Here is a 23,661-nt window from a genome sequence, read left to right as displayed (position 1 = left end):
AGTCTTTATATTAAAACTTTTCTTTTTGGGTAAATTTTTGCATAATGGTAGTGGGGACGGGGGTGCAATATGAAGATTCTGACAGCCGGCGGCGTATATATCGATCAGACTCAAGCGGATGACGCCTTCATCGGCGGCCATGAAGTGGCCATCCTGACGGCATCCCATTCCCGGCATACCATTCACCTACATACGAATCTCAGCACCGAGTCGACGGAACAGACGAAGGTCCTGAAGCGCCGCCTGCGTGACGACGGGGTCGATCCGCGCATCGCCGGCCGCGTTTCCGCCCCCTACGGCACGATCGATGGGGAGGCCGTCGAACCCGGGAGCAACGTGTTCGAAACCGTCCGGGCCGACCGGAGCGGGAAAGGGGAGGACTATGACCTCTTCATCCTCACCACCGACATCGCCGAACGTGATTTCAGGTGGCTGCTGGCCCGTGCCCGCCGGGAGGACATTCCGGTCATCGTCTTCACATGCGGCGAGTACACGTCGTTCAGCACGCATGACATCGACACCATCATCCTGGCAGAGACGGGGGTGCCGGAGTATCACAGCCACATTGAGGCCATCCGGGAGGCACTGCTTGCACGGGGCATCATCGAACCCTCCCCGGTCGAGCGGCGCGGCCGGGTCCGTTCGCCGCTCCATACGGTGCTCCGTGTCCTCCTGCAGCTGACGGCCATCGGTGCAATCGCCGGCCTGGCGATACTCGGCGTGCTCTACTTCATCGGACTCACCAGTGGGGGCGGGGCCCATGAGGCGGATGTCGACCCCGATCGGGCGGTGGACCACGCCGACTGCAGTACCGTTGCGGAATGCCGTGCACTTGGGGACGATCATCTGGCAGCGCTCGGCACATACATCGACATCAGGGAGTCCCCGCATATGTTCGTCGAGAACCGGAGCCGGATCCATTACATCACCTATACGGTGGAGGATTTCATGCTCACAAATCCGACTGAGCACGAGCCGTTGCCGCTCGGTTCAAGGGAAGCGTTCGAAGCCATATGGACGCGCTTCCACAGGTTCTTCCCGGAGGCGCACATCCAGGATGTCGACCAGTTCGAGCTGTTCTCCGACGGGGAGGGCAACACGCTCGCCTATGTCGATGTGACGGAAGAAGGCACGACGCTTGCGATGGACATCCGCGACAACCGGGATCTGCCGAGCGAGTACCGTACGCTGATCCACGAGTTTGCCCATGTCTACTCCCTGCCGATCGAGGCGTTCGAGAGCAACGGCACGGATCTCGATGATCTGAAGGAGGGTACGCTGATGGCGGAGTACACAGAGCGCTTCTGGAGCCAGTACGGCGAGGAGTGGATCGAGAACAAGTTCAAATCCCAGCCGGAGCGGGAGGCATTCTACAACAACAACATCAACGATTTCCACGAGCCTTATCAGGCGACCAATCCGAAGGAGGACTTTGCGATCACCTTCCTGCACTTCATCATCAATGAAATGCCGGAGGAGAGCAGACAGCTGAAGGATATCAAAGTGCGCGCAATGTACGAAGATCCGGCACTCGTCGGACTGCGCGTCGACATATTATCCAACATCCTGGAATATGAAAAGGAGAGGGCTTCAATTGAAGATTAAAGTGAAGATCAGAGATACGGCACTCACGATAGACACCGTAAGCATCAATGAAGAAGACACCATACACGACCTCATAGGCCTGCTGATCGAAAAGAGGCTTGCACCTCCACAGATGATGCATGATTTGACTGTAAAGGGGTATGAAAAAATTAAGAAAGAACAGCTTAGACTCTCCAGGCTCTTCTGGAGTACGGACAAGGCTTACTTGAGCAATGCGCACATCAGCATCACTTTGACGCGGAAGAAGGAAGTGCCATCGCTCGCCAACCAGATGCTGCTCGACTATTCGAAGGTCGTCGGGGCCGTGAAGCGGTATGATGAGGCGCTGGAAGCATTTGCGGTACGGCCGGGGACGGTATTCTTCGTCCAGGAGGAATCGGAGCAGTATCTGCTGCGGCGGGAGCTCCAGACGATCGAGGTCTTCCATTTCGATATGCAGTATGAAGCGGCTTTCCGGGAGACGGATCGGGATCCGTTCCTGACCATCGAACTGAAGTCTCGGGATGAACTGACGAAGGAGGAGCTCAAGTGGGTGCGGAGCATCATGTTCCCATCCCGTCGCCAGCGCAATCCACTGATCCACCTGAACCATCCGCCGATTTCGCAGCAGCACATCGATATGATTACAGCACTCATCCATCATATGGCCGATATCATCGGCGAATTCGAAGGGACCACCACTCATCTTGAAAGTACTGACACACATCTGCCGACATACGTACAATTGGGCGCCGCCGCTTCCATAGGATATATAGAAAGGGCGCAGCTGGAAGGCATCCGGTGAATTCAATGGTTGCCATACAGTGTCTTTGATGCCACTATGGAGCATGACACCTTTATTGTCATAATGTGAGGGAGAGTAATATGTCAAAGAAGCGGGTTGACTATCTATGAGTAAATTGAACACACGGAATGTCTGCAGATACATCTATCTGCTCAATGCAAAGATCGATCATCTGGTCGAATTCAGGACAAAGTACGGTGCATTGTCCAGGGAACAGCTCTACATCATCGAAATGGTGGCTGAGGAGCCGGGCATCACACAGAAGACGCTCATCGGGCGGTTGAAACGGGAGCAGACTTCGATTTCCCGTGCCGTCCAGAAGCTCGTCGACCAGAACTACCTCATCAAACGTCAGCATCATGATGACATGCGGGCCTCATATCTTGAAGTGACGGCACAGTCGGTGGAGACGCTCGATGAACTGGAAGAGAAGATCTGTGAAGTGACGGATGACGTACTTGAGAAGCTGGATCGAGATGAGAAGAAGGCGCTGACCGACATTCTTGAAAAAATTCATCTGTGATGAAAAATCCCCCGGGACCTGAAGGTTCCGGGGGATTTAATGCATCTATTTATCTTTTTTGGTGAGCTTCTTTACGGTCTTCACTTTCTTCTTGTCGTTCTTCAGCTGATCCTTGACGTTATGGGCATGATACATGCCGTTCTCCATCATGTAGTCGGCGATCCGTGCATGCTGGTTGATCGCCTGCGTCAGCTGGCGTTTCAGCACATCACGGACTTCCGGTGACGCCGCTTCCGTCAGCGCCACGGCATATGTGCGTACGGCAGCTTTGGCTGTGACGAGCATCTCCGTTGCGATGAGTTCATCCCGCTTCTCTCCTGCCTGTTCAAGCATTTCCTCCATTTCCATACATACCACTCCTTTCCATTGTTCCACCCCTAGGGCAGAAGTTCCTGTATTTCATCAATCGCCTTTTTGGAGATTTTGCGCTCCTTGCGTATGATTTCACGCAGCTTGGCATCCTCGACGAGCGATTCCATCATGCCCGCCTTGAGGAGCGATGCCTGCTTCACCGTCGTCACCTCATGGAGTTCCAGTGTCTCATGCACCGCAAGCTCCGGCTTGTCTGCATTTTTATTCTGCTTCTTATCCTTCTTCTTGGCCATGTCCATCCTCCTCCCGGTTTATTGAATCGGCTTTCGTTTATAGCGTACCCCGGAACGGGGAATATAAACTTTTTTAGAGCCGGGTATAATGTATATTGACATTGACGCTGCGTCACGGTCTATCATGAATGTGAGGAGGGGGAATGATGGAGTATACGGTGAAGGCGCTTGCCGACCTCGCCGGCGTGAGCCGGCGGACACTCAGGTATTACGACCAGATCGGACTGCTCACACCCGCCCGCATCAACAGCTCGGGCTACCGGATATATGGACGGGCGGAAGTGGACCGGCTGCAGCTCATCCTGTTCTACCGGACACTCGGGGTGCGGCTCGGTGAAATCAGGCAGCTCATGGAGGACCCGGATTTCGACGCGGAAGCGGCACTCCGGCGCCACCATGCCCAGCTGCTTGAAGAACGCAGCAGGATCGACAGGCTGATACGGAATGTGGAACAGACTTTGGAAGCAAAAGAAGGAGGCAGACATATGAAGGACAAGGATAAATTCGAAGGTTTCAAGGAGGAGAAGCTACAGGAAAATGAAGCGCAGTACGGTGAAGAGATCCGTGAGAAGTACGGGGAGGACACCGTCAGGGCATCCAATGAGAAATGGATGGGCATGTCGGAAGCGGACTACGACAGGATGACGGCGGTTGAAGCGGAGCTCAAGGCAGTCCTGAAGGAGGCGGTGGATGACCCGATGGAAGAGCACGCCCGGGAGGCTGCCCGGCTGCATAAGGAATGGCTGATGTTCACATGGAGCACCTATTCGAAAGAAGCCCATCAGGGACTCGCCGAAATGTATGTATATGACGAGCGCTTCAAAAAATATTATGACGACGTCGCACCGGGTGCTGCAGCATTCCTGCGGGATGCGATCGTCGCCCATGCAGAATAACGCAAGGTTTGGCCTGTTTCCCCATCCGGGAGGCGGGCCTTTCATTTTGCCGATTAACCGTCTTTTAAAGGACTTATCATCAGCGTCTAACCATCCTTTAATAATCCACATGTACATTTGAACCATGCAGGAGGAAGAAAGGAGAATGACCATGGCACTTGAAGTTTTCAGCCGCAGGGAAGTGAAGTATCTGATCCCCTTTGAAACGTATGAAGCAATCGCCCGGGAAATAGCCGCACATATGCGCTTCGACCGGTTCGGCACGGAGGGGAAGTACAACATCGTCAGCCTGTACTTCGACTCCGAGGATGGCAGGATCTATTCGGAGACACGCAATAAGCTCAGGTTCCGCCAGAAGCTGAGGCTCCGGGTCTATGATGATGCCGATCTCACCAGTACGGCATTCCTCGAAGTGAAGCAGAAGTACAACAATGTGGTCAACAAGCGACGGACGGGGCTGCCGTTGCATGCGGCATATGACTACATATATGGGGGCCGCGATGTGGTGGAAGCGGCGACGAACCCGCAGATCTTCAGGGAGGCGGACCATTTCAGGGAACTCTACAACCTCGCGCCGCAGGTGGTCGTGAGCTATGACCGCCAGGCCTTCCACGGCATACGTGAGGACGACCTCCGGGTGACGTTCGACTACAATCTGCGCTGCCGTTCGGATGATCTGAATATAGAGAACGGACCGCATGGCACCCACTTCATCGACCTAGGTCTTGTCGTGATGGAAGTGAAGATGTCTTCAAGCATCCCGCTGTGGCTGACGGAGATTTTGTCCGCCCACGGGCTCCGGAAGGAAGGGGTATCCAAATTCTGCACCAGCATCGACGTTGAAACGAAGGGCATCGAGCATGCCGTAAATGAGAAAAGGACGGGATAACAATGAATGAATTTGTACAGCAGTATTTTGAAATCGGCAATGAAACGACGACGTTTACGGTCATCGAGCTCCTGCTTGCGATCATCCTGAGCGCCATTCTGAGCACGGTGGTGACATTGGTCTACAAATGGACGCACCACGGGGTGAACTACTCGCAGTCCTATGTCCAGACGGTCGTCATCATGAGTGTCGTCGTCGCCATCATCATGATCGTCATCGGCAACAATGTCGCCGTCGCATTCGGACTCGTCGGCGCATTCTCCATCATCCGGTTCAGGAGCGCCATGAGCGATCCCAAGGACATCGCCTTCATCTTCTTCGGCATGGTCGTCGGCATCGCATGCGGCCTCGGATTCTATCTGCTCGCCGTCATATTCACGGCCATCATGAGCCTGATCATCGGAGTGATGCACAAGACCGACTACGGCAGCAAGGGGTCCGATGAGAAGGTGCTCAAGATCACCGTACCTGAAAACATGCATTTCGAAGGCGCATTCGATGACGTGTTCCGCCAATATCTCGAACAGAACGAGCTCGTCAACATCGAAACGACGAACCTCGGCACGATGTATATGCTTGAGTACAGGGTGCGCACGAAGAAGGAGACCCGGGACAAGACGCTGATGGACGCCATCCGGACGAAGAACGCCAACATGAAGGTGACGCTGAATGTGTCACGCCTCGGGTTCTAGCATAGAAAATAGGGAGCAGGGGACAAAGTCTCCTGCTCCCTTTATGTTCAGTCGTCCCCTGCCCGGAGCATATGATAGATTTCGCGTTTCAGCTTGGTGAATGATTCATCAAGGATGATGTCGTGATTTCGCGGCCGTTCGAACGGCACTTCTATTTCGCGTGCAATGCGGGCTGGTTTGTCGGAGAGGATGAGGATCCGGTTGGACATGTAGATGGCCTCTTCGATGCTGTGGGTGATGAAGAGGACGGAACGCCGGTCCATCTCCCATATTTTGAGCAGCCAGTCCTGCATATCGAGGCGGGTGAGCTCATCGAGTGCCCCGAACGGTTCGTCCAGCAGCATCAGCTCCTGCGGGCTGAGCAGCGACCGGATGAAGGCGACGCGCTGGCGCATGCCGCCGGACAGCGTGCTCGGGTAGGCCTTTTCATATCCTTCGAGTCCGGCGCGCTTGAGCCACTTGCGGGCGGTATCCTTATCGACGGTGCCGGTGATCTCCTGGACGAGTGTGACGTTGTCCTCGATCGTCCGCCACGGCAGCAGGGAATCCTGCTGGGGCAGGTAGCTGATGTTGCCGCGCGTGCCGTTGACACGGGTACCGTCGATGAAGATGTCGCCCGAATCGGGTCTGTAGAGTCCGCCGATCAGGTTGAAGATGGTGCTCTTGCCGCTGCCGGAGGGTCCGAGCAGGGTGACGAATTCACCATCTGCCACATCGAGGGACAGGTCATCGAGCACATGCACGGTGTTGCCGCCATTGAACGTGTGTGTGAGGTTGTGGACCTCAAGCTTATTCGTCATCATCATCCGCTCCTTTCCTGTCCGTATCCCATGGCACGAGCCATTTTTCCATCAGCATGATGAAGCCGAAGAGGAGCAGGCTGATCGCCATGATGACGAATATGGCGACGAATACCTGGTCTGTCCGGAATGCGGAGGAGGCGACGGTCATGAAGACGCCGAGCCCCTCCTGGGCGCCGAGCCATTCCGCGATGACGGCACCCATCACACTGTATGTCGCTGAAATCTTGAGACCTGAGAAGAAGTAGGGCAGGGCACTCGGCCATTCCAGCTTGAAGAAGATCTGCCGCCTGGACGCGCCGATCATCTGCATGTAGTTGAGCAGCGTCGGATTGGTCTGCCTGAACCCGTCGATCAGCGAGACTGCGACGGGGAAGAAGCAGACGAGTGTGATGATCAGTATCTTCGGCAGTGTGCCGAAGCCGAACCACAGCACGAGCAGCGGCGCCAGGGCGATGATGGGCACATTCTGGGAGAGGACCATCAGCGGATAGATGCTCTCCTTGGCCCGCGGCATCAGATGGAGCAGTATGGCGAGCAGAAGCCCGACACCGACGCCGAGAGCAAATCCCCCGAGCGCAATCTGTATTGTGGCGAGACCATGGCTCAACAGGCGCGGATAGATCTCCATGCCTTCCTGTATGATCTGTAACGGGCTCGGCAGAATCCAGGTCCGGATGTCAAAGAGCGAGACGGCCAGCTGCCAGACCACCAGTATGGCCAGTATCGCAAGGAGCGGTGGAATCACGCTCCATGATGAAATTCGTCGCATTCGCTATTCCTCCAATTTACTCTCCGCCGGGCAGGTATTCGTTCGTGAACGCCTGGTCGACGTCGAGTTCGGATTCGATCAGGCCGCTTTCATACATCCAGTTCATGTAGTTCTCCCAGACGTCGCGCTCCTGGTGGCCCCAGTAGGGTGCATCCCCCTGGTAGACGTCCGTCAGCCACTCCTGGCTTGCCATGACGAGCTCTTCGTCAAGATCCGGTTCTGCATCGAGCAGATGCTGTGCCGCCGTTTCCGGGTCGTCCATCGCAAGCTGGTAGCCTTCAGCCGTCGCTTCTGTGAATGCCTCGACGGTTTCGGCATCGTTTTCGATCATCTCTTCGTTCGTGATCAGGACGGGCGTGTAGAAGTTGAGTGCGTCGGAATACTCGGTGAAGTCGATCGTGTTGAGCGGGAAGTCGCGCAGTTCCGCCTCGACGCCAGTCCAGCCGTAGTAGATCCATGCAAAGTCGACATCGCGCTGTACGGCGGTGAAGAAGTCCGTGTCGCCGATGTTGATGATGTCGACATTCTCGATGTCAGCATCATCCGCCTGCATGATGGACGCGATGGTCTCCTCCTCGATCGGTGAACCGTATCCGCCATATGTGTGCCCTTCGAGGTCCGACGGCGTCTCGAGTCCGTATTCCTCAGGTGAAGCCAAGACGGATGTATTATCCTGTATGATGGCCGCCAGCGAAACGATCGATACGTCCTGGAGGCGTGCCTGTGTGACGTTCTCCTGGGCACTGATGCCGAAGTCCCCGTTGCCCGTCGCAACGGTCTGTTCCGCACCGGCTTCACCCGGCAGGATGATCTCGACATCAAGTCCCGCTTCCTCGTAGTAGCCCTCCGCCTGTGCTGTGTAGATGCCCGTATGGTTCGTATTCGGCGTCCAGTCGAGTACGAAGGTGACTTCCGTCAGCCCATCATCCTCTGTTTGGCCGCCGTCCCCGTTGCCGCTGCATGCTGCGAGCAGCAGTACCGGTATAAAGATGGACAATAATTTCTTCATGATAAAATCTCCTCTCAAGATGGGGTGCTTTCCATACCGCAAAAACGGTATAAAAAAACACCTTCCTTATCTGGAGGCGTCAAAGAGCTGCAGCAGGATATACGGATGCCGTATAATCTGCACATTCCCTACGCTGGTATTATCCAGATCAGGTCCAAGGGTCAGGTATTCACCTTCTCAGCCGTAACGGCTCCCCTATGCTGTTTCTATTCATTTTGCACATCCATTATATCATGGACACTTTTCATGTCCAAACGGTTATTTAAAAACACCCGGACAGCAGGATGCCGTCCAGGTGTCGATCACTGTCTACAGTGCCTTCTCCATATACACATGCGGAATGCCAGCATCTTCGAATTCATCGGAACTGACGGTGTAGCCGAGCTTCCTGTAGAATTCGATAGCGTGCACCTGCGCCCCGAGCTTGGCGCGGTTGTAGCAATGCTCCCGGGCATGGTCATGAACGAAATCCATCAGCTTGAAACCGAGCTTCCTGCCGCGCTCCTCGGGCAGGACGGCCATGCGTTCGACCTTGATCATATCCTCTGAGGCCGGACGGTATCTGACCGTGCCGATCGGCTCGTCATCGATGAGCAGGATGTGCGTCGCCACGTCTTCATATTCATCGACTTCGCGGTCCATCGGGACGTTCTGCTCCTCGACGAAGACGCGTTTCCTGATTTCAAGGCACTGGTTGTACATGATGTTGTTGTCAGCCACTTTGATTTCCATGGAATCCTCCTTACATTGCATTCTTGCGCCGGATGGCGGTGAACTGCCAGAACATCTTCAACTGCTCTAGGTTCCAGTACTCGAGGCCGAGTGAGAGGGCAGGCTTCGTGTTGAACTTGATGCCGCTCGCTTCAGCCGCTGCGAGCGCTAGATACTGGATATGGGGTCTGAGCTGCTTGAACGGTTCGGATAGCCGGCCATCCTCCCTGATCCAATCCATCGGGAAGATGAGCTCGAATATGTTGATCCGCTTGTAGATGTCCGGCAGGGCGATGATGTAGCACGCCGCATCGACTTCCGGATTCTTCTGCGATTCGCTGAAGTAGCCCCGGATCGACTGGTACATCTCCTTGTGCTCATGGTTCTGATAGAAATACGTATCTTCGATCTTCGGCTCGCCGCTGTGCTTGATCTGATCTTCCAGGAAGTCGAACATCTCGTTGATGTTCGTCTCCTTGTCATACGTCTTCCGCATCACAATCCGCTCCTAGTATTCATTTTGTGCACGGTCCAAGTCCGCGCTGCCAGTGCCGTTGTCGTAGTATTCACCGGTGTTCTCCTCATAGTATTCCTCTGTGTCCTCTTCATAGTTGAACTGCTCTGTGCTTTCCTCCTGTATGCCGTCAGAACCGTTGCCGTCTTCCGGCGGCCAGTAGTTGTCCTCTTCGGTCGTCTGCTCACCTGGGATTTCGCCCGTCGCTTCCTCCTGGATCGGCTGTTCTCCTGTCACTTCCTCGCCGGTCGTCTCCTCAGGGTTCTCTTCACCTTCGATGCTGTCCTCAGGGTTGTCCTCCTGGATGTTGAAGCCGTTACCGAACCGGCTTTCGTAGCCCTCCTGCACGAAGTATGGTTCTCCCTCAGGTTCGAACTCATTCAGGTAGTAGTCGTCCACGAACTGGTACGGCACGATATGGTCCGACAGCCGGATATTGATGAGGTCATACGGATCCGGTTCATCGAGCTTCAGTACATCGCGCAATGTCTTCGACAGCACGTACAGATGCTCTTCGTTCGCCCAGTAGAAGTAGGCACCGTTGCCTGGGTTCCAGAAGTCATCCCCGCGCACCTGCGTCGTGTTGAAATCGATGTCGTTGAAGGAGTAGTAGGCCGCAAGGCTGCGTATCGTCTTCGATTCCATGTCATGCTTCGTATTGTCTGCAACGACCTCGATCAGGTCATCGATCTTGGAGAGGGCACCGGTCGATTTCGCCTTTGCGAGTATCTTCTCCACCATCTCTAACTGGCGCTGGCCGCGTCCGAGGTCGGTATCCACACGACGGCTCCTTACGACTGCGAGCGCCTCTTCACCATTCAGTTCCTGCACGCCTTCTTCAAGCTTGATCCGTCCACGGTCCATGGAATTCGGCTCGTTCATGTCGAACGGCACATCGAATTCCACTCCCCCGAGCGCATCGACCATATCCACGACGGCGGCCATGTTGACGCGGACGTAGTGGTCGACCGGTACGTTAAGAAGGGATTCCACAGCGCGCATGGATGCTTCCGGACCGCCTTCACGGTGGGCGTGTGTAATCTTGTCGAAATAGTTCTCTTCAGGGAAGTACGTCAATGTATCCCGCGGGATGCTGACGAGTTTCACTTCATCCTGATCCTTGTCGAATGTCGCAAGGATCATCGAATCCGTACGGAAGTCGCCTGATTCCAGGTCGTCCTCCTCCTTGCGGGATTCACTTTCGTCGATGCCGAGGATCAGGACTGTGAAGCTGTCCATCGTCGGATCGATATCATCCAGCCGGAGCTCGGAACGGTCGCGGTCCGTCGCTTCGAACGAATCGCTCACCCCCTGCTCGAATGAATTGAACAGGTTGTATATATATACCCCGATGACCACAAGCACAATGATGAGGAACAGCAGTATGCCGATAAAAATTTTCTTTTTCATGATTTGATAGACCCACTTTGTTTTGGTATTGGTATGTAATGACAGATCGCCATCTTTTAATTATAATATGGAAGAACCATAAAATGGAATAGGAAATGAATATTATTTCCCATTATTAAAACTGTACCATATGATATAGAATATAGAGTGAAATCACAAGCGATAACCAGAAAACGTCAGAGGTGCTTTATGAAGAAAGTCACAATGTTTGTATGGAACAACTTCGTCAATGATGCAAGGGTGCTAAGGGAAGCCACTGCGCTTACGGAAGAGGGATATGAAGTCACCGTCATCGCCAAGAAGGAGATGGACGAACTGCATCTCCCTTCAAGCGAAACCGTCGCCCCGAACGTCTACGTCAACCGGCCGCTCAAGATAGAACTGCCGAAGATCATACAGAAGAAAATGAAGTCCACCATCCTGTCGAAGCATCTGCCGAACATGCTCGAGATGTTCAAGATGATGATGCTTGGACGGAGCAGCAATGCAGACATCTATCATGCCCATGACTTGAACACGCTGCTCCAGGGCATATACAGCGCGAAGTTGCGACTGGATCGGAAGCCGCTCATATACGATTCCCACGAAGTGCAGACCAGCCGTACACACTATTCGTTCAATAAGATATATAGAATTGAGAAATTCCTGCTCAAGTTCATCGATCACGTCATCGTGGAGAATGACACACGGGCAGATTACCATAGGCGTTTGTATAGAAAAAGGCCGACACCAGTCCACAACTATTCGGAATTCTATGATATTGAAACGGTCGATGCATACCCGATTCGCAAGGAATACGGTATTGCCCCCGACGAGAAGGTCGTGCTGTACCAGGGCGGAATGCAGGAGGGCAGGGGGCTGTTCAAGCTGCTCGATGCCTTCCAGGATATCGAAGGCGCCCGTCTGATGATGCTTGGAGATGGGAAGGAACGCCTCAACCTGATCGAATACCATAAGCAGCTCGGCATCGAGGACAAGGTCATCTTCATCGACCGGGTACCGTACAAGGAACTCAGACGCTATACGAAATCCGCCGACATCGGCATCCAGTTCCTCGAGAACACGAACTTCAACCATTACTCCGCGTCATCCAACAAGCTCTTCGAGTATATCATGGCCCATGTGCCCGTCATAGGTTCGAAGCTTCCGGAGATCGAAGCGGTCATCGAAGGAGAAGAAGTGGGGCTGACCGTCGAACCCGAGAGCACCATTCAGCTGAAGGCTGCGATCGAACAGCTCATGGGTGATGATGCACTCAGGGAGAGGTTCAGAGAGAATACGAAGCAGGCGAAGCTGAAATACAACTGGAATGAAGAGAAGGATGTACTGAAGAAGGTGTACAGAAGAATAGGCAGATAGAAAAAATCCGTTCCTCGTTTTGAGGAACGGATTTTTGTTAGAACGTGTATCTTGTGTAGTACTGTCCGCGGATGCCGAGCTGATCGTAGTAGTTCTTCAAGTTGCGTGCTGTGGCATAGGCCCAGTTGACATCCGTTGCATACTGGTATGTGCCCGGGTTTGCCGGGTTCCAGCGCATTGCGTAGAGCGTGTTCTGTCCACGGTTGAAGTAGCCACTCGAGATGAACTGCGCACCACCGATGACCGCTTTGGCAGGCGTATCCCAGCCCATGCGCTGCGCGTAGCGTGCACCTTCAAGCACAGGGTTGTGGTCATATGCTGCGATGCCGTACATGTTGTAGTAGAGTTTGCCGTTCTTTGAGATGTTGCCATTCTCATCGAGGCGTACGCCTTGTGCGAGTGTGCTTTGACCATTGCCCGTCTCATGCAGGGCATGGGAAATCAGGTAGACTTCATTGACCCCATGCGTGTTCGCCGCCTGCAGGAAGGCTGTACCCTGGTTGTGCAGGATGCCTTTATTGGCGAGCAGCTTATTGTTCAGTTCCACGGTGGAGATGTTCTGCGCACGGTTCAGGTCGAGATAGGTGTAGTCCCAAACATCCGTCCTATGGTTCGCTGGATTGAGGTAATACTCTACCTCACTGCGTGTTGCATCTCTCCAGCCCCCTCCGGATGCCCAGGCCTGCGGCTTGGAACGAAGGCCCATCTGGATGTCGACTGCTTCGTCGAGTGAAATGCCGTATTTGACTTCGTTGATGACAGGTGAAGGGGTAGACGGTTGAACAGGTGTTACTTTTGTATCTTGTATCCAACCATAATCCGTACCAAGCTTCCCATAATGGAATGTCAGCGCGCCAAGTTTTAGTGTTTTTTCAGCTTGAAATGCCTCGTCTTCACTGTAGCGGTCCAGGGCCTTGACGTATTGTTCCTTCGTGCCCCAGGGGTCAGTCAGCAAACCGCCCTTATGATTTGTAAGATCGTATTTTTGAGTGTTATTAGTCTCTGTAGAGAGGTTCCAAATCTTCAAGTCATGTTTCTTCATCCACCCTTGCATTGGACCTTCATAGCTGGAGTGGACTCTATAGAATGTTTCGCCCCCATAGTTTGCTTCACGTTCAATATAAATGGTTTTGTTTAAAAGGAAGTCGGAGTTGACTCCTTTTTTGCTTGTTACAGGGCTATAAAGTCCGGAATTTTTGGCTGAGTCAATCTTAGCCGCAAACCTGGCATCAGAGTATACAGGAGGAGATTTGACTTCTTCAACTTTTGTATCCTGTATCCATCCATAGTCTTGACCTAATTTTCCATAGTAGAAAGTAAGTGCTCCTAGTTTCACTGTTTTTTCAGCTTTAAAGATTGCATTACTCTTGTAACTATCGAGCGTTTTGACGTACTGTTTTTCTGTACCCCAGGGGTCTGTAAGTAACCCGCCATTATTTCTGGAAAGCTTGTACTGCTGTGAGTTTTTAGTTTCCTCAGAAAGCTTCCAAAGCTTCAGATCGTTCTTTCTCATCCAACCCTGCATTGCGCCTTCATAACTGGAGTGGACCCTGTAGAATGTTTCTCCCCCATAACTGGCTTTCCGTTCAACATAAATAGTTTTATCTAGAAGGAAATCAGCATTGACCCCCTTCTTACTTGTTACAGGGCTGTATAGACCTGAATTTATTGCTGAAGCAATTTTAGCGGCGTAAGAGGCTTCAGTATAAACAGGAGAGGCAGCATCAATTTTTTGAGCTGACATCAGTGAGAAGAGGGAGGTCGGCTCAAGCTTCATAACATTTGCTTTATCAACATCTTCATCATTCTCATTTGACTCACCAGAATTAACGTCATCTTCTGATATAAGCTCATTATCATTTTCTTCTTTAGATTCTTCTGAGATGTCTGCATTGTCTGAAGTGCTTAATTCAGGTCCGGTTTCTGATGTTTCGTCTTCTCCGTTGTTTTGAGAATCATCGTTTTTTGGCTTCCTTAGTTCTTCTTCTTCAGATTCTCTAGTGTCACCTTGTTCGACAGCATTAACAGCCTCGCTAGATTGGGAGTCTTCTGACCTATCCAATTCTTCATCTACATATTCGTTTGTCTGATTAGAAGATGGCTGTTCATTTTCGTGAACTTCCTCGGTTTCTTCCACTGAGGAATCCTCTATGCCATTTTCTGGCTCTACATTCTCTGTTTCTTTCAAAACTGTCCCATCCGGTGCTTCAGATGTATCTGAAGTAGACTTGTTTTCTTCATCAGACAATGTTTGGCCCATTTCCCCTTCATCTTCGAGAGCGTTGGCCTGGTCAATGTCAGATGGGCTTTCAGCATTTGTTTCTATCGGCTCGGTAGAAGGTTCGTTTGGAGGTTCTTTGGCCAATGAGCCTTCATCTTCTTGTGGAGTCCCCTCTTCGAGTGAATTCTCAAGATTATCTCCAGCATCATTGGATAGATCCTCTGTCTTTATTTCTTCGAGTGGAACTTCTTCCTTGACTGGTTCTCCATTTTTCGGCTCTATGTAGTGTTCTTTTTCTGCATCATCTACTTCTGCGTTTGAAACCTCAAGAGTTGTTTCACTATATGTTGCTTTCTCATCTTTTACCATTTCTTCCGCTTCAACATTTAAAGCAGTTCCAAACAGGGCGGTGGAAATCAGGGTTGGGACAATCAGCCTATTTTTATATTTCATTTGTGCCTCCTAAAATGATGTACAATCACATTTTAAACGATTCCCTTGTAATTAGGTATAATTTTTTCCATAAATTTATAAATGTAATATAACTGTAATAATGTAGGACGCTATCAGTCGTAGGATGACATGCTCAATATAAAATATTATAATGACATAGTGGTTTTGTTCATATTTTATCAACTATAAACTGTGATATAATCGTTGCTTGAGTAACCCAAGATTTCCAATAATTATTTTGAGTAGAAAATTTCTGCAAGTAAGGGAATAGAGGCTTAATCATGAAAAAAATTTTTGACATATTTAAAGAGCAGTGGATTCATCGTCATCTGATTTGGGAACTCAGTATATATCAGATTAAGAGTCAATATGCTAATCATTATTTAGGCGTTTTCTGGAACATCCTCCAACCTGCCATGCAGGTCCTTATCTACTACGTAGTATTCGGACTTGGGCTACGAGGGGTAAGGGGTGATGTTGGTGAGGTCCCTTTTATAATTCATCTCATTTCAGGTCTATTTCCTTGGTTGTTCCTCTCTCAAGGTGTGAATTCTGCAGCTAATGCTATCCAAGGGCAGTTGAGCCTTGTGACGAAGATGAAGTTTCCCTCGAGCACTCTGCTCTCAATTGCTATTGTGAACAGTATTATTAACTTGTTTATGACTACAGCGCTTATAATCATATTCAGCCTATGGAATGGCTATTCTGAGCCTCTGCATTATCTTGGATTCATTTATTTTTTAGTGGCATCTTATACCTTTATTTTTGCGTTCGGGCTTATAATGTCTTCCTTAGTGATTTTGGTACGGGATATGAAGAATGTTTTGCAGAATGCGATTCGAATGTTTTTCTTCCTGACACCTATATTCTGGGCATTGGAGGGGGTACACCCAATCCTTCAGACAATTACTTCGTTCAACCCATTTGCTTATTTGGTGATGAATTACAGACAAGCATTTGTACTTTCAGACGCCCCATTGTACGGTGATTTTGGAGATCACCTATATTTCTGGTCGTTGACGCTACTTCTACTGTATATGGGTGCACATATCCACTATAGATTCAGGAATAAACTTATTGATTACTTATAAAATAGGAGTTTTATATCATGTCTAATTCTGAAATAACTGATTTTCTGAGAAACAAGAGAAACGAATTCGATTTTGGTCATCATGTCATTGTTAATGAAAAGAATAAATCCCTATACAGGAACGTAAACCTGGAAGAAGTGGTGGCAGAGCTCGACCAGTATAATGGCCGTATGCTCAGGGTAATAAGCCAGCGTATGATAAATGGGGATTTATATTATCTTCTTGAAAGATCCAATGAGATACTTGGCTGGTATCATGTAGAGGAGAGCATTGAGCTCTTCAAAAAGAAGTCTGAAATGGTGAGAGTGGACCTGGAAAAATATGAAACCCCTCTCCTTCATGATGTTATGAATATCAAGGGTGATATGAATCTTGCATTTAAAGATAGGAGACTTGTCTCGATGTTTTACGCTGTACATGAAGGAGAACTTTATGAAGCATTGTATGCCAATAAAAGGTTTGTAGGATGGAGCCACACTGATATTTTAGAGAAGGCAAAAGTGCTCAAGGAGAAAAATGAACACACGATTGAAGAAATCGAAAACTATACTGTATATAAGAACTCCCAAGTCAAAGACATGGTTAATTGGAATTTTTCTGGAATCGAACCTGTAACAGTGACTACATATTTCCCACACAGTAAAATCTTCAAAGTCATTCAAGGTAAGCGGGAAGGTTGGATTCAGGAAGATAAGAATGTCATTTTGAATCAACTGGCTGATTTGGAAGAGGAGCCTGTGCGCATAGAAGATATTCTTATGGAAGACCTTTTAGCTAACATTGAGAGGGAGCGCAAGCAGAGTAAAAATAATATGATCAAGTTGCTACGCGAATCTTTGAAATACCAAGAAGAGATAGGGCGGTTAAAGAAACGCCTAGGTAGGGTCAACCAGCTATATACAAACCTCAAACATTCAAAGCTCGGTAGAATTCAGACCAAGATTTGGGAAAAGAAGAAAAAGAGGAGAGAGTCTTAATGCATTATTTAAACGAGATACAGGATATGAATAAGGACGAACGCTATCACGAATATATAAAGCATCTGAGTAACTCTTTCCTTATTGGAAACAATCTGTTAACAAAAGAATCATCGAATACTGATATGATTGATTATTTGGAAGCCTTCAGGGAGAGAGGAAAGACAGAATATCTAGATGAAATGAAAGAAATCATCACTGATCTGCCACGATCTAACGGTTCCCGTAATTTCTCCAAAATAAATGTGAATGTCGGCTTCATTGCGGACGAATTCTTGTACAATTCCTATAAGGATATTGCAAACACTTATCATATTTCTTCTGAGTGGACTGAGGCAGAGGTGGATAACCTGAACCTCGATTTGATGATAGTTGCAACTGCCTGGAAAGGTGTAGATGAGAGTTGGAAAGGATTGGCCACTCATACACACGAAAAAAGGCAGACAGCATATGACCTCATCAGTCATCTGAAGAGCAAGGGTGTACCTACTGTATTCTATTCTAAAGAAGACCCCGTCAACTATGACTTGTACAAAGATCTTGCAAAAGAATGTGATTATGTCTATACATCTGCTGTAGAGTGTATCGAAGACTACAAGGAATACTGCGGCCATGATAGGGTGGATGTTCTCGAGTTTGGAGTCAACCCGCATTATCACAACCCTGTTGGTTCCAGAAGTGAAAGTGCAGAAAGGCTTAAGAACGATATCATTTTCTCAGGTTCCTGGACTCAGAAATATGGCATCAGGAATAAAGAATCCCAGACGATTTTTGAAGGGGTTTTGGAGAATGGAAATGATTTGACGATAATTGATCGAAACCTTTGGCTGAATAAACAGAGATACCAATATCCAATCAAATTCATGCCCAACATAACAAGCCCAATCTCCCACGATCTGTTGCAGGATGTACATAGGGTGCATACTTTTGGCATCAATGTAAATTCCGTCAAGTACTCCCAAAGTATGTTTGCAAATAGAATTTATGAATTACAGGCGTTTGGTAATGTTATACTCTCAAACTATAGTGTCGGAGTGAACGATAAATTTCCCAATGTATTCATCATCAATACAAAGTCTGACGTGCCCGCAATATTGAATGGATATACGGATGATGAAATACTATCCTTTAGGGCTAAAGCCATCCGCAATGTAATGATTAATAATACCACGTATCATAGGATGAATCAGATATTAAAGGACACTGGTATTGAATCCAGTATAAATGTTTCTCCTACAATAGCTGTTGTGGTAGAGCACAAGACAGAATCTGTCCAAGAAATGTTCGACAGACAAATTTGTGAAAATATAGCATTGCTTACAAAGGAAGAATTTGAAGAAAATAAAGGTGATTTCGACTTCTTTACGTATTTTCTGCCAGAGTATCTATATGAGGAATACTATTTGGCCGATCTCGTCTCCGCTTTCAATTACGTGGATGTAGATTTTGTTACTAAAACCTCAGACAATAGATATCACCACAATTACTTCGAAGGATCATTGGATAAAGGTCTTACCATGTATGCTGTTGAAGGAACAAACAGCAAGGGTTATGCCCTGGATATGAGTGAAGTCAAGAAGGCCGGCAGTATGAATTCCAACTACGAGAATTTAGATGCACCTAAAGTAAGTGTCATTATACCAATCCATAACAATGGAGTGTATTTGGAAGAGAAATGCATGAAGTCCCTCCAGCGATCCACCATTTTTAATCAGATGGAGATATTATTCATCAATGATGGCAGCAACGATGGAATTACAAATAAAATCATCAACCGATTAATGAGGAAGCATCCAAACATCAGATTGAAGACATTCGATACAGGATCAGGTAGTGCTTCTAGACCAAGAAATGTTGGTGCTGAGATGGCTACTGGGAAGTACATCACTTACCTTGATCCAGATAATGAGGCAATTGGGGATGGCTATGCCAACCTATTGCAAGAAGCAGAAACGGACCCTTCATTGGATATGGTTGTAGGTAACATCATTAAGGAAGACAACAAACGGAAGGCTTACTTCAACTATTATGCTACAGCAAAGAAATACAATGATGATCAAGAAGTCATCAGTGATCCAAAAGCATATATGGAACGCTGTGGACTTAGAGCGCAGAGCATACAGGCTCTCCTCGTTAAAAGAGAAGTGATTCAAGATAACAATATAAAAATGATTGAAGGCGCAGCGGGGCAAGATACATTGTATTTCCAGGAATTGATGCTGAACAGCAGCAAGGTTAAAGTCGTCAATGAAATCATACACATGTATTATGCAGCAGTTACAGGTTCGGTAACCAATACCATTAAAGATAAATTTTTTGATAAATACTATAAATTAGAAATAGAGCGCATACCTTTTCTGCAAAAGCACGGACTACTGGATTCCTACCTTGAGCATCGCTTTAACTTCTATGTCAGAGGATGGTACTTGCCGAGACTTGAACGTGTTGAACCGGAATTTAGACATAGGGCAGTAACCAGGTTTTTGGATATCTATAGCCTGTATGATGAGTTTGAAAAACCTGCCAACAAAGACCTGGACAATATCATCAAAGAACTTAAAGACGAGGTCGATTATAATAAAGATAAAACAAGAAAGTAGGATAAAACGTGTTAAAAAAATTATTGGGCAGTAGAACAAAAACGAAGAAATACAGTGTTGAAGTAAGCCAATCGGATGTCTTTTCTCTAGTGAAGTACACTAAAAGAACAAGAAACATTGCAGATAAGGCTTTGAATAATATAATCATTCCATTTCCGAATTTTGACCCTACTGTCTTTGATGATAACTTCTGGTACGTAGATAAAACCAAAAAATATGGTGCAAGTTACCAACTGTACATCCAGTCGCTTCGTGTATGTGCCGAGCTGCTTAATGAATATGAGAAAACCGAGGATCCCAGATATCTGAACAAGACACAGGAGATTATAGAATCCTGGATTAAATATGAAGAGGGAAAACCATCGGAAAAGATGCTCTGGTATGATCATCCAACAGCAAACCGGATTCAGACGATCATACATTTTCTTTACCATGCGAAGCAACAGGGACTCAGCATTCAGGAGGACAAATACTATAGAATAATGCAGAGACATGCAGAAGTGTTGAGTGATGATAAAAATTACAACAACAATAATCATGGGCTTATGATGGATCGTTCCCTGATGATTCTAGGGAACGTCCTGGATGATAAGTATCTGTTTACCAAAGGATTTTATCGGGCAATAGACACCTTCTGGTTTAGTTTCAGTCACCAAGGTATACATCTCGAGAATTCACCGGAATACCATAATATGGTCGTATCCATGTATGAAGGTATAGAAGAGTATCTGAACGAAAAAGGAAAGACATTAGGTAAAAACGTTACAGGATACTTGAAGCTTGCTAAAGATTATCCCAATGCTTTATTGAAACCGGATGGCAGAATGCCTTCCATTGGTGATTCCGGAAAAGGCATCGTCAGAAAAAATAAAGTATATAAAAATATATACGATGTAGAAGCGGGGATTGCTGTACTTCAAAATAAGGATCCGAAGCCTTTCTATGTAAGTTTTGTCTGCGGATATAGCAGTGCTGTGCACAAACACAAGGATGACCTCAGTATCACTACGAACTACAATGGTAAGGAATTTTTTGTCGACCCAGGAAAGTTCAACTATAGCAAGTCCAAGGAGAGAACATACGTGGTATCAAAGGCCGCACATAGCAGCTTCCACTTAAAGGACTTCAACTATGTCATAGACCCTAAGAACAGATTTGAAAGAAAAACCGTTTTAAATGCCTATGAAGACAACAAATTCTATTCGATAGTAAAAGGGAAACACACTGGATATACAGGCACAAGTGCGGTGCTTTATCGTACGCTTATAGTGTTTAAACATGCTCCAGTCCTCATAGTTCTGGATGAGTTGGAGACGGATATAGAACATGAGTTGAATGTAGTGCAGAAATTCAACCTTCATCAAGATGTTGAAATAGCCGAGAATGAACATGGATATAGATTGACTCATGGGGAAGAATCACTTACTGTAAAACAGTTTAATGAAATCAATGCGCAGACTGTAATTGATGGTAATGAGGAAGATAAGCTTGTCATCAATACTGCCAGTTTCGGCAAGGGGATAAACACAAGGCAATTGGACTTCTCGAAATCACTCACATCTGGCACTGCTTTTACAACAGCGGTATATGATGAAGAAACCGTGGAAAGCCTGAATATCGAAGTGAAGGAAGAGTCTGTAGAGATTGTGTTGGATAATCAGAAGTATACGGTTTTGAAGTAAAACTTTTTCTTGGGTATTTATCTATTAGATGATGGTTAAAGCTGTGATATTTTAATTATGACTAAAATGAATTAGGTGAGATTGTGGAAGTGAAAAAGCAGTATCGGCCGGAAATTGAAGGGCTCAGAGTCATTGCAGCGCTTCTTGTTGCAATTTATCATATTTGGATGATGAGAGTATCTGGCGGAGTAGATGTCTTCTTCGTTGTTTCAGGTTTTTTGATTACTACATCACTCCTGTCTCGATATGCACGAGATGGCTATATAAAATTTTCGACATTCATCCTAGGTCTATTGAAGAGGCTGCTGCCGAATGCATTAACAGTACTTTTATTCGTCACAGTGGCTGGCTACTTCCTCCTTCCAGAAGTCCGGCATTTCGATACGATGAAGGAAATCATTGCTTCGCTGTTCTATTATGAGAATTGGCAGCTTGCAATAATTGGTACCGACTATCTTGATCAGACGAATGAGAAGAGCCCTGTTCAACATTTCTGGGCAATGTCGATACAGGGACAATTCTATGTCATCTGGTTTCTGATCATTTCATTGACTATATTTCTTCATAGAAAGCTGAAGCGTAATTTATACAAAATATTCTTTACAATACTGTTAGTACTCTTCACAGTTTCATTGGCATACTCTATATACCTTACCGCAGTGAATCAGCCATGGGCGTACTTTGATACGCGTACACGTATCTGGGAATTTGCCATTGGCGGGATATTGATGCTGTTCATATTCAGAGTCAAACTTCCTGGTTTCATCAGCGCATTAATGGGGTGGACAGGCCTGCTGGCGTTATTGAGCACCGGCTTACTACTTGATGTGGAAGGGAGTTTCCCAAGCTACGTTGCACTATGGCCAGTAATGGCGGCAGTATTCATAATGCTGGGAGGGCAGAATCCAACCAAAATTGGTGTAGAAAAGTTCCTCGGAAGTCGACCGATGGTCTATCTTGGTAGTCTCAGTTATGGCCTATACTTATGGCATTGGCCGTTACTGAGCTTTTATTACGTCATATTCGACACTAAAGATGTCAGTGTGCTACATGGGCTCATTATCATTGCCCTGTCACTCGGACTCAGTTATCTTTCAACTGTCCTAATAGAAAACCCAGTCAACAAGTATATAGCAAAGCACAATTTCACGCTGAAAGCTTTCCGGCCGATTTTTGCATTGATCGGAGCACTCATCATTGCGGTCGGAACGTGGTTTGGCATTAGTCAGTACCAGTCTGCTAATATGGCGAACCTCGTCGAAGATCCTGATTATCCAGGAGCCGTAGCTGTAGAAGATGAGTATACTACTTTGGAGGAAAAAGAACCTATCCCAGGCTTAGCTGATATAAAGAATGACAAAGCGGAACCTTACTTTGATGGATGCCATCAAAGACCAGGAAACTCGGAAGTCCTTATTTGTGAATATGGTGCAGTTGAAGAAAGTGATTATACTGTAGCGCTTATAGGCGGATCCAAGTCTACACACTGGTTGCCGGCATTACAGTCCTTTGCTGAAGCGGAGGGAATACGCCTATTGAACGTAACGAAAAGTGGATGCAGGTTGTCCTTAGATACGTTTGAAGAAGAAGAATGTACTGTATGGAATGAGAACGTTGTGTCTGAAGTTGCCAAAGAATCCCCCGACCTCGCGGTCGTTTTAGCAGATACAGCATCTAAAAATTATGATGAGGTTCCTGAAGGATACTTAAAACAGTTTGAGAGATTGCATAACGAAAATATACCAATTTTGGCATTGAGGGATACACCTTATCTAAACCAGGATATTCCAGAATGTCTAAACAGTTTTGGTGTTAAAAGTGGAGAGTGTGACATCGAAGAAGAAGAGGCCCTGCATACCCCCAGTGCCTGGGAAAAACTTGATTCCCCTCCTGAATACGTAAATTATGTGGACTACAGTGAATACTTCTGTTCTGAAGGTAAGTGTCCAGCAATTATAGGAAATATAATTGTATATATTGACGGAAGCCATATGAGTTCTACTTACAGCAAATCGATGGGACCGATCATAAAAGAAGATGTAATGAAAGTCCTTGAATCCGAATAGGT

Annotated in this window: 21 protein-coding genes and 1 riboswitch; of the genes, 12 read left to right on the top strand and 9 right to left on the bottom strand. The window is 47.7% G+C overall.

Going from position 1 to position 23,661, the window contains the following annotated elements; all coding sequences use genetic code 11:
* Positions 1 to 69 precede the first annotated feature (69 nt).
* The 3 genes from LLU09_RS05240 (at position 70) to LLU09_RS05230 (ending at position 2,912) form a co-directional block, all read left to right on the top strand.
* A complete protein-coding gene (locus LLU09_RS05240) occupies positions 70 to 1,605 on the top strand; it encodes a hypothetical protein (protein ID WP_228310780.1) in 1,536 nt (511 codons plus the stop codon).
* Positions 1,595 to 2,389, top strand: a complete 795-nt coding sequence (locus tag LLU09_RS05235) for a hypothetical protein (RefSeq protein ID WP_228310779.1) — start codon at positions 1,595 to 1,597, stop codon at positions 2,387 to 2,389. Before LLU09_RS05240 ends, LLU09_RS05235 begins: the two co-directional genes overlap by 11 nt.
* 106 nt (positions 2,390 to 2,495) lie before the next feature.
* Positions 2,496 to 2,912 (top strand): MarR family winged helix-turn-helix transcriptional regulator, encoded by a 417-nt coding sequence (locus LLU09_RS05230; RefSeq protein WP_228310778.1) that lies wholly within the window; start codon positions 2,496 to 2,498, stop codon positions 2,910 to 2,912.
* Between the two features lie 45 nt (positions 2,913 to 2,957).
* On the opposite strand, the gene LLU09_RS05225 is transcribed toward LLU09_RS05230, so the two are convergent.
* Positions 2,958 to 3,260 carry a spore coat protein gene (locus LLU09_RS05225; RefSeq protein WP_370632462.1) on the bottom strand — a complete coding sequence of 101 codons (303 nt, stop codon included), beginning with the start codon at positions 3,258 to 3,260 and terminating at the stop codon, positions 2,958 to 2,960.
* Between the two features lie 29 nt (positions 3,261 to 3,289).
* Entirely contained in the window at positions 3,290 to 3,517 is a 228-nt protein-coding gene (locus LLU09_RS05220) for a spore coat protein (protein ID WP_228310777.1), read from the bottom strand.
* Positions 3,518 to 3,663: 146 nt separating this feature from the next.
* Here LLU09_RS05220 and LLU09_RS05215 point away from each other — a divergent pair, with 146 nt between their 5' ends.
* The 3 genes from LLU09_RS05215 to LLU09_RS05205 all read left to right on the top strand — a co-directional run bounded on the left by LLU09_RS05215 (position 3,664) and on the right by LLU09_RS05205 (position 5,994).
* Positions 3,664 to 4,413, top strand: a complete 750-nt coding sequence (locus LLU09_RS05215) for a MerR family transcriptional regulator (RefSeq protein ID WP_228310776.1) — start codon at positions 3,664 to 3,666, stop codon at positions 4,411 to 4,413.
* 151 nt (positions 4,414 to 4,564) lie between these two features.
* The gene (locus tag LLU09_RS05210) at positions 4,565 to 5,302 is read left to right on the top strand and encodes a polyphosphate polymerase domain-containing protein (RefSeq protein ID WP_228310775.1); all 738 of its coding nucleotides are present in this window, start codon (positions 4,565 to 4,567) and stop codon (positions 5,300 to 5,302) included.
* Positions 5,303 to 5,304: 2 nt separating this feature from the next.
* A complete protein-coding gene (locus tag LLU09_RS05205) occupies positions 5,305 to 5,994 on the top strand; it encodes a DUF4956 domain-containing protein (RefSeq protein WP_228310774.1) in 690 nt (229 codons plus the stop codon).
* Between the two features lie 47 nt (positions 5,995 to 6,041).
* On the opposite strand, the gene LLU09_RS05200 is transcribed toward LLU09_RS05205, so the two are convergent.
* The 6 genes from LLU09_RS05200 to LLU09_RS05175 all read right to left on the bottom strand — a co-directional run bounded on the left by LLU09_RS05200 (position 6,042) and on the right by LLU09_RS05175 (position 11,210).
* Positions 6,042 to 6,794, bottom strand: coding sequence for an ABC transporter ATP-binding protein (locus LLU09_RS05200; RefSeq protein WP_228310773.1), 753 nt, complete (start codon positions 6,792 to 6,794; stop codon positions 6,042 to 6,044).
* Positions 6,784 to 7,566 carry an ABC transporter permease gene (locus LLU09_RS05195; RefSeq protein WP_228310772.1) on the bottom strand — a complete coding sequence of 261 codons (783 nt, stop codon included), beginning with the start codon at positions 7,564 to 7,566 and terminating at the stop codon, positions 6,784 to 6,786. The genes LLU09_RS05200 and LLU09_RS05195 overlap by 11 nt, the downstream gene beginning before the upstream one ends.
* Positions 7,567 to 7,582: 16 nt before the next feature.
* Positions 7,583 to 8,575, bottom strand: a complete 993-nt coding sequence (locus LLU09_RS05190) for an ABC transporter substrate-binding protein (RefSeq protein ID WP_228310771.1) — start codon at positions 8,573 to 8,575, stop codon at positions 7,583 to 7,585.
* Positions 8,576 to 8,683: 108 nt separating this feature from the next.
* A riboswitch (TPP riboswitch) is annotated at positions 8,684 to 8,782 on the bottom strand.
* Between the two features lie 102 nt (positions 8,783 to 8,884).
* The gene (locus LLU09_RS05185) at positions 8,885 to 9,307 is read right to left on the bottom strand and encodes a GNAT family N-acetyltransferase (protein ID WP_228310770.1); all 423 of its coding nucleotides are present in this window, start codon (positions 9,305 to 9,307) and stop codon (positions 8,885 to 8,887) included.
* 10 nt (positions 9,308 to 9,317) lie between these two features.
* Positions 9,318 to 9,782 carry a DUF2538 family protein gene (locus LLU09_RS05180; protein WP_228310769.1) on the bottom strand — a complete coding sequence of 155 codons (465 nt, stop codon included), beginning with the start codon at positions 9,780 to 9,782 and terminating at the stop codon, positions 9,318 to 9,320.
* Between the two features lie 12 nt (positions 9,783 to 9,794).
* A complete protein-coding gene (locus tag LLU09_RS05175) occupies positions 9,795 to 11,210 on the bottom strand; it encodes an LCP family protein (RefSeq protein WP_228310768.1) in 1,416 nt (471 codons plus the stop codon).
* 189 nt (positions 11,211 to 11,399) lie between these two features.
* Here LLU09_RS05175 and LLU09_RS05170 point away from each other — a divergent pair, with 189 nt between their 5' ends.
* The gene (locus LLU09_RS05170; RefSeq protein WP_228310767.1) at positions 11,400 to 12,569 is read left to right on the top strand and encodes a glycosyltransferase; all 1,170 of its coding nucleotides are present in this window, start codon (positions 11,400 to 11,402) and stop codon (positions 12,567 to 12,569) included.
* A 37-nt stretch (positions 12,570 to 12,606) separates the two neighbouring features.
* On the opposite strand, the gene LLU09_RS05165 is transcribed toward LLU09_RS05170, so the two are convergent.
* Positions 12,607 to 15,243, bottom strand: coding sequence for a glucosaminidase domain-containing protein (locus LLU09_RS05165; protein ID WP_228310766.1), 2,637 nt, complete (start codon positions 15,241 to 15,243; stop codon positions 12,607 to 12,609).
* A 281-nt stretch (positions 15,244 to 15,524) separates the two neighbouring features.
* On the opposite strand from LLU09_RS05165, the gene LLU09_RS05160 reads away from it, so the two are divergent.
* The 5 genes from LLU09_RS05160 to LLU09_RS12675 all read left to right on the top strand — a co-directional run bounded on the left by LLU09_RS05160 (position 15,525) and on the right by LLU09_RS12675 (position 23,659).
* On the top strand, positions 15,525 to 16,334 hold the full coding sequence (locus LLU09_RS05160) for an ABC transporter permease (protein WP_228310765.1): 810 nt from the start codon (positions 15,525 to 15,527) through the stop codon (positions 16,332 to 16,334).
* 17 nt (positions 16,335 to 16,351) lie between these two features.
* Positions 16,352 to 17,311 (top strand): hypothetical protein, encoded by a 960-nt coding sequence (locus tag LLU09_RS05155; RefSeq protein ID WP_228310764.1) that lies wholly within the window; start codon positions 16,352 to 16,354, stop codon positions 17,309 to 17,311.
* Positions 17,278 to 19,911: a glycosyltransferase gene (locus LLU09_RS05150; RefSeq protein ID WP_228310763.1), complete on the top strand. Its 2,634-nt coding sequence runs from the start codon at positions 17,278 to 17,280 to the stop codon at positions 19,909 to 19,911. Before LLU09_RS05155 ends, LLU09_RS05150 begins: the two co-directional genes overlap by 34 nt.
* Before the next feature lie 89 nt (positions 19,912 to 20,000).
* On the top strand, positions 20,001 to 21,593 hold the full coding sequence (locus LLU09_RS05145) for a heparinase II/III domain-containing protein (protein WP_228310762.1): 1,593 nt from the start codon (positions 20,001 to 20,003) through the stop codon (positions 21,591 to 21,593).
* Between the two features lie 83 nt (positions 21,594 to 21,676).
* A complete protein-coding gene (locus LLU09_RS12675; protein WP_228310761.1) occupies positions 21,677 to 23,659 on the top strand; it encodes an acyltransferase family protein in 1,983 nt (660 codons plus the stop codon).
* Positions 23,660 to 23,661 lie beyond the last annotated feature (2 nt).

Source organism: Salinicoccus sp. RF5, assembly GCF_020786625.1.
Taxonomy (GTDB): domain Bacteria; phylum Bacillota; class Bacilli; order Staphylococcales; family Salinicoccaceae; genus Salinicoccus.
This window is presented reverse-complemented; position numbering and strand designations above follow the sequence as displayed.

What these genes read in the sequence shown, in the direction of transcription:
- LLU09_RS05205 (WP_228310774.1), top strand. Translation starts at nt 5,305, where the DNA reads ATGAATGAATTTGTACAGCAGTATTTTGAAATCGGCAATGAAACGACG.
- LLU09_RS05215 (WP_228310776.1), top strand. Translation starts at nt 3,664, where the DNA reads ATGGAGTATACGGTGAAGGCGCTTGCCGACCTCGCCGGCGTGAGCCGG.
- LLU09_RS05185 (WP_228310770.1), bottom strand. Translation starts at nt 9,307, where the DNA reads ATGGAAATCAAAGTGGCTGACAACAACATCATGTACAACCAGTGCCTT.
- LLU09_RS05240 (WP_228310780.1), top strand. Translation starts at nt 70, where the DNA reads ATGAAGATTCTGACAGCCGGCGGCGTATATATCGATCAGACTCAAGCG.
- LLU09_RS05210 (WP_228310775.1), top strand. Translation starts at nt 4,565, where the DNA reads ATGGCACTTGAAGTTTTCAGCCGCAGGGAAGTGAAGTATCTGATCCCC.
- LLU09_RS05225 (WP_370632462.1), bottom strand. Translation starts at nt 3,260, where the DNA reads ATGGAAATGGAGGAAATGCTTGAACAGGCAGGAGAGAAGCGGGATGAA.
- LLU09_RS05200 (WP_228310773.1), bottom strand. Translation starts at nt 6,794, where the DNA reads ATGACGAATAAGCTTGAGGTCCACAACCTCACACACACGTTCAATGGC.
- LLU09_RS05190 (WP_228310771.1), bottom strand. Translation starts at nt 8,575, where the DNA reads ATGAAGAAATTATTGTCCATCTTTATACCGGTACTGCTGCTCGCAGCA.
- LLU09_RS05220 (WP_228310777.1), bottom strand. Translation starts at nt 3,517, where the DNA reads ATGGCCAAGAAGAAGGATAAGAAGCAGAATAAAAATGCAGACAAGCCG.
- LLU09_RS05230 (WP_228310778.1), top strand. Translation starts at nt 2,496, where the DNA reads ATGAGTAAATTGAACACACGGAATGTCTGCAGATACATCTATCTGCTC.
- LLU09_RS05170 (WP_228310767.1), top strand. Translation starts at nt 11,400, where the DNA reads ATGAAGAAAGTCACAATGTTTGTATGGAACAACTTCGTCAATGATGCA.
- LLU09_RS05155 (WP_228310764.1), top strand. Translation starts at nt 16,352, where the DNA reads ATGTCTAATTCTGAAATAACTGATTTTCTGAGAAACAAGAGAAACGAA.
- LLU09_RS05180 (WP_228310769.1), bottom strand. Translation starts at nt 9,782, where the DNA reads ATGCGGAAGACGTATGACAAGGAGACGAACATCAACGAGATGTTCGAC.
- LLU09_RS05160 (WP_228310765.1), top strand. Translation starts at nt 15,525, where the DNA reads ATGAAAAAAATTTTTGACATATTTAAAGAGCAGTGGATTCATCGTCAT.
- LLU09_RS05175 (WP_228310768.1), bottom strand. Translation starts at nt 11,210, where the DNA reads ATGAAAAAGAAAATTTTTATCGGCATACTGCTGTTCCTCATCATTGTG.
- LLU09_RS05195 (WP_228310772.1), bottom strand. Translation starts at nt 7,566, where the DNA reads ATGCGACGAATTTCATCATGGAGCGTGATTCCACCGCTCCTTGCGATA.
- LLU09_RS05165 (WP_228310766.1), bottom strand. Translation starts at nt 15,243, where the DNA reads ATGAAATATAAAAATAGGCTGATTGTCCCAACCCTGATTTCCACCGCC.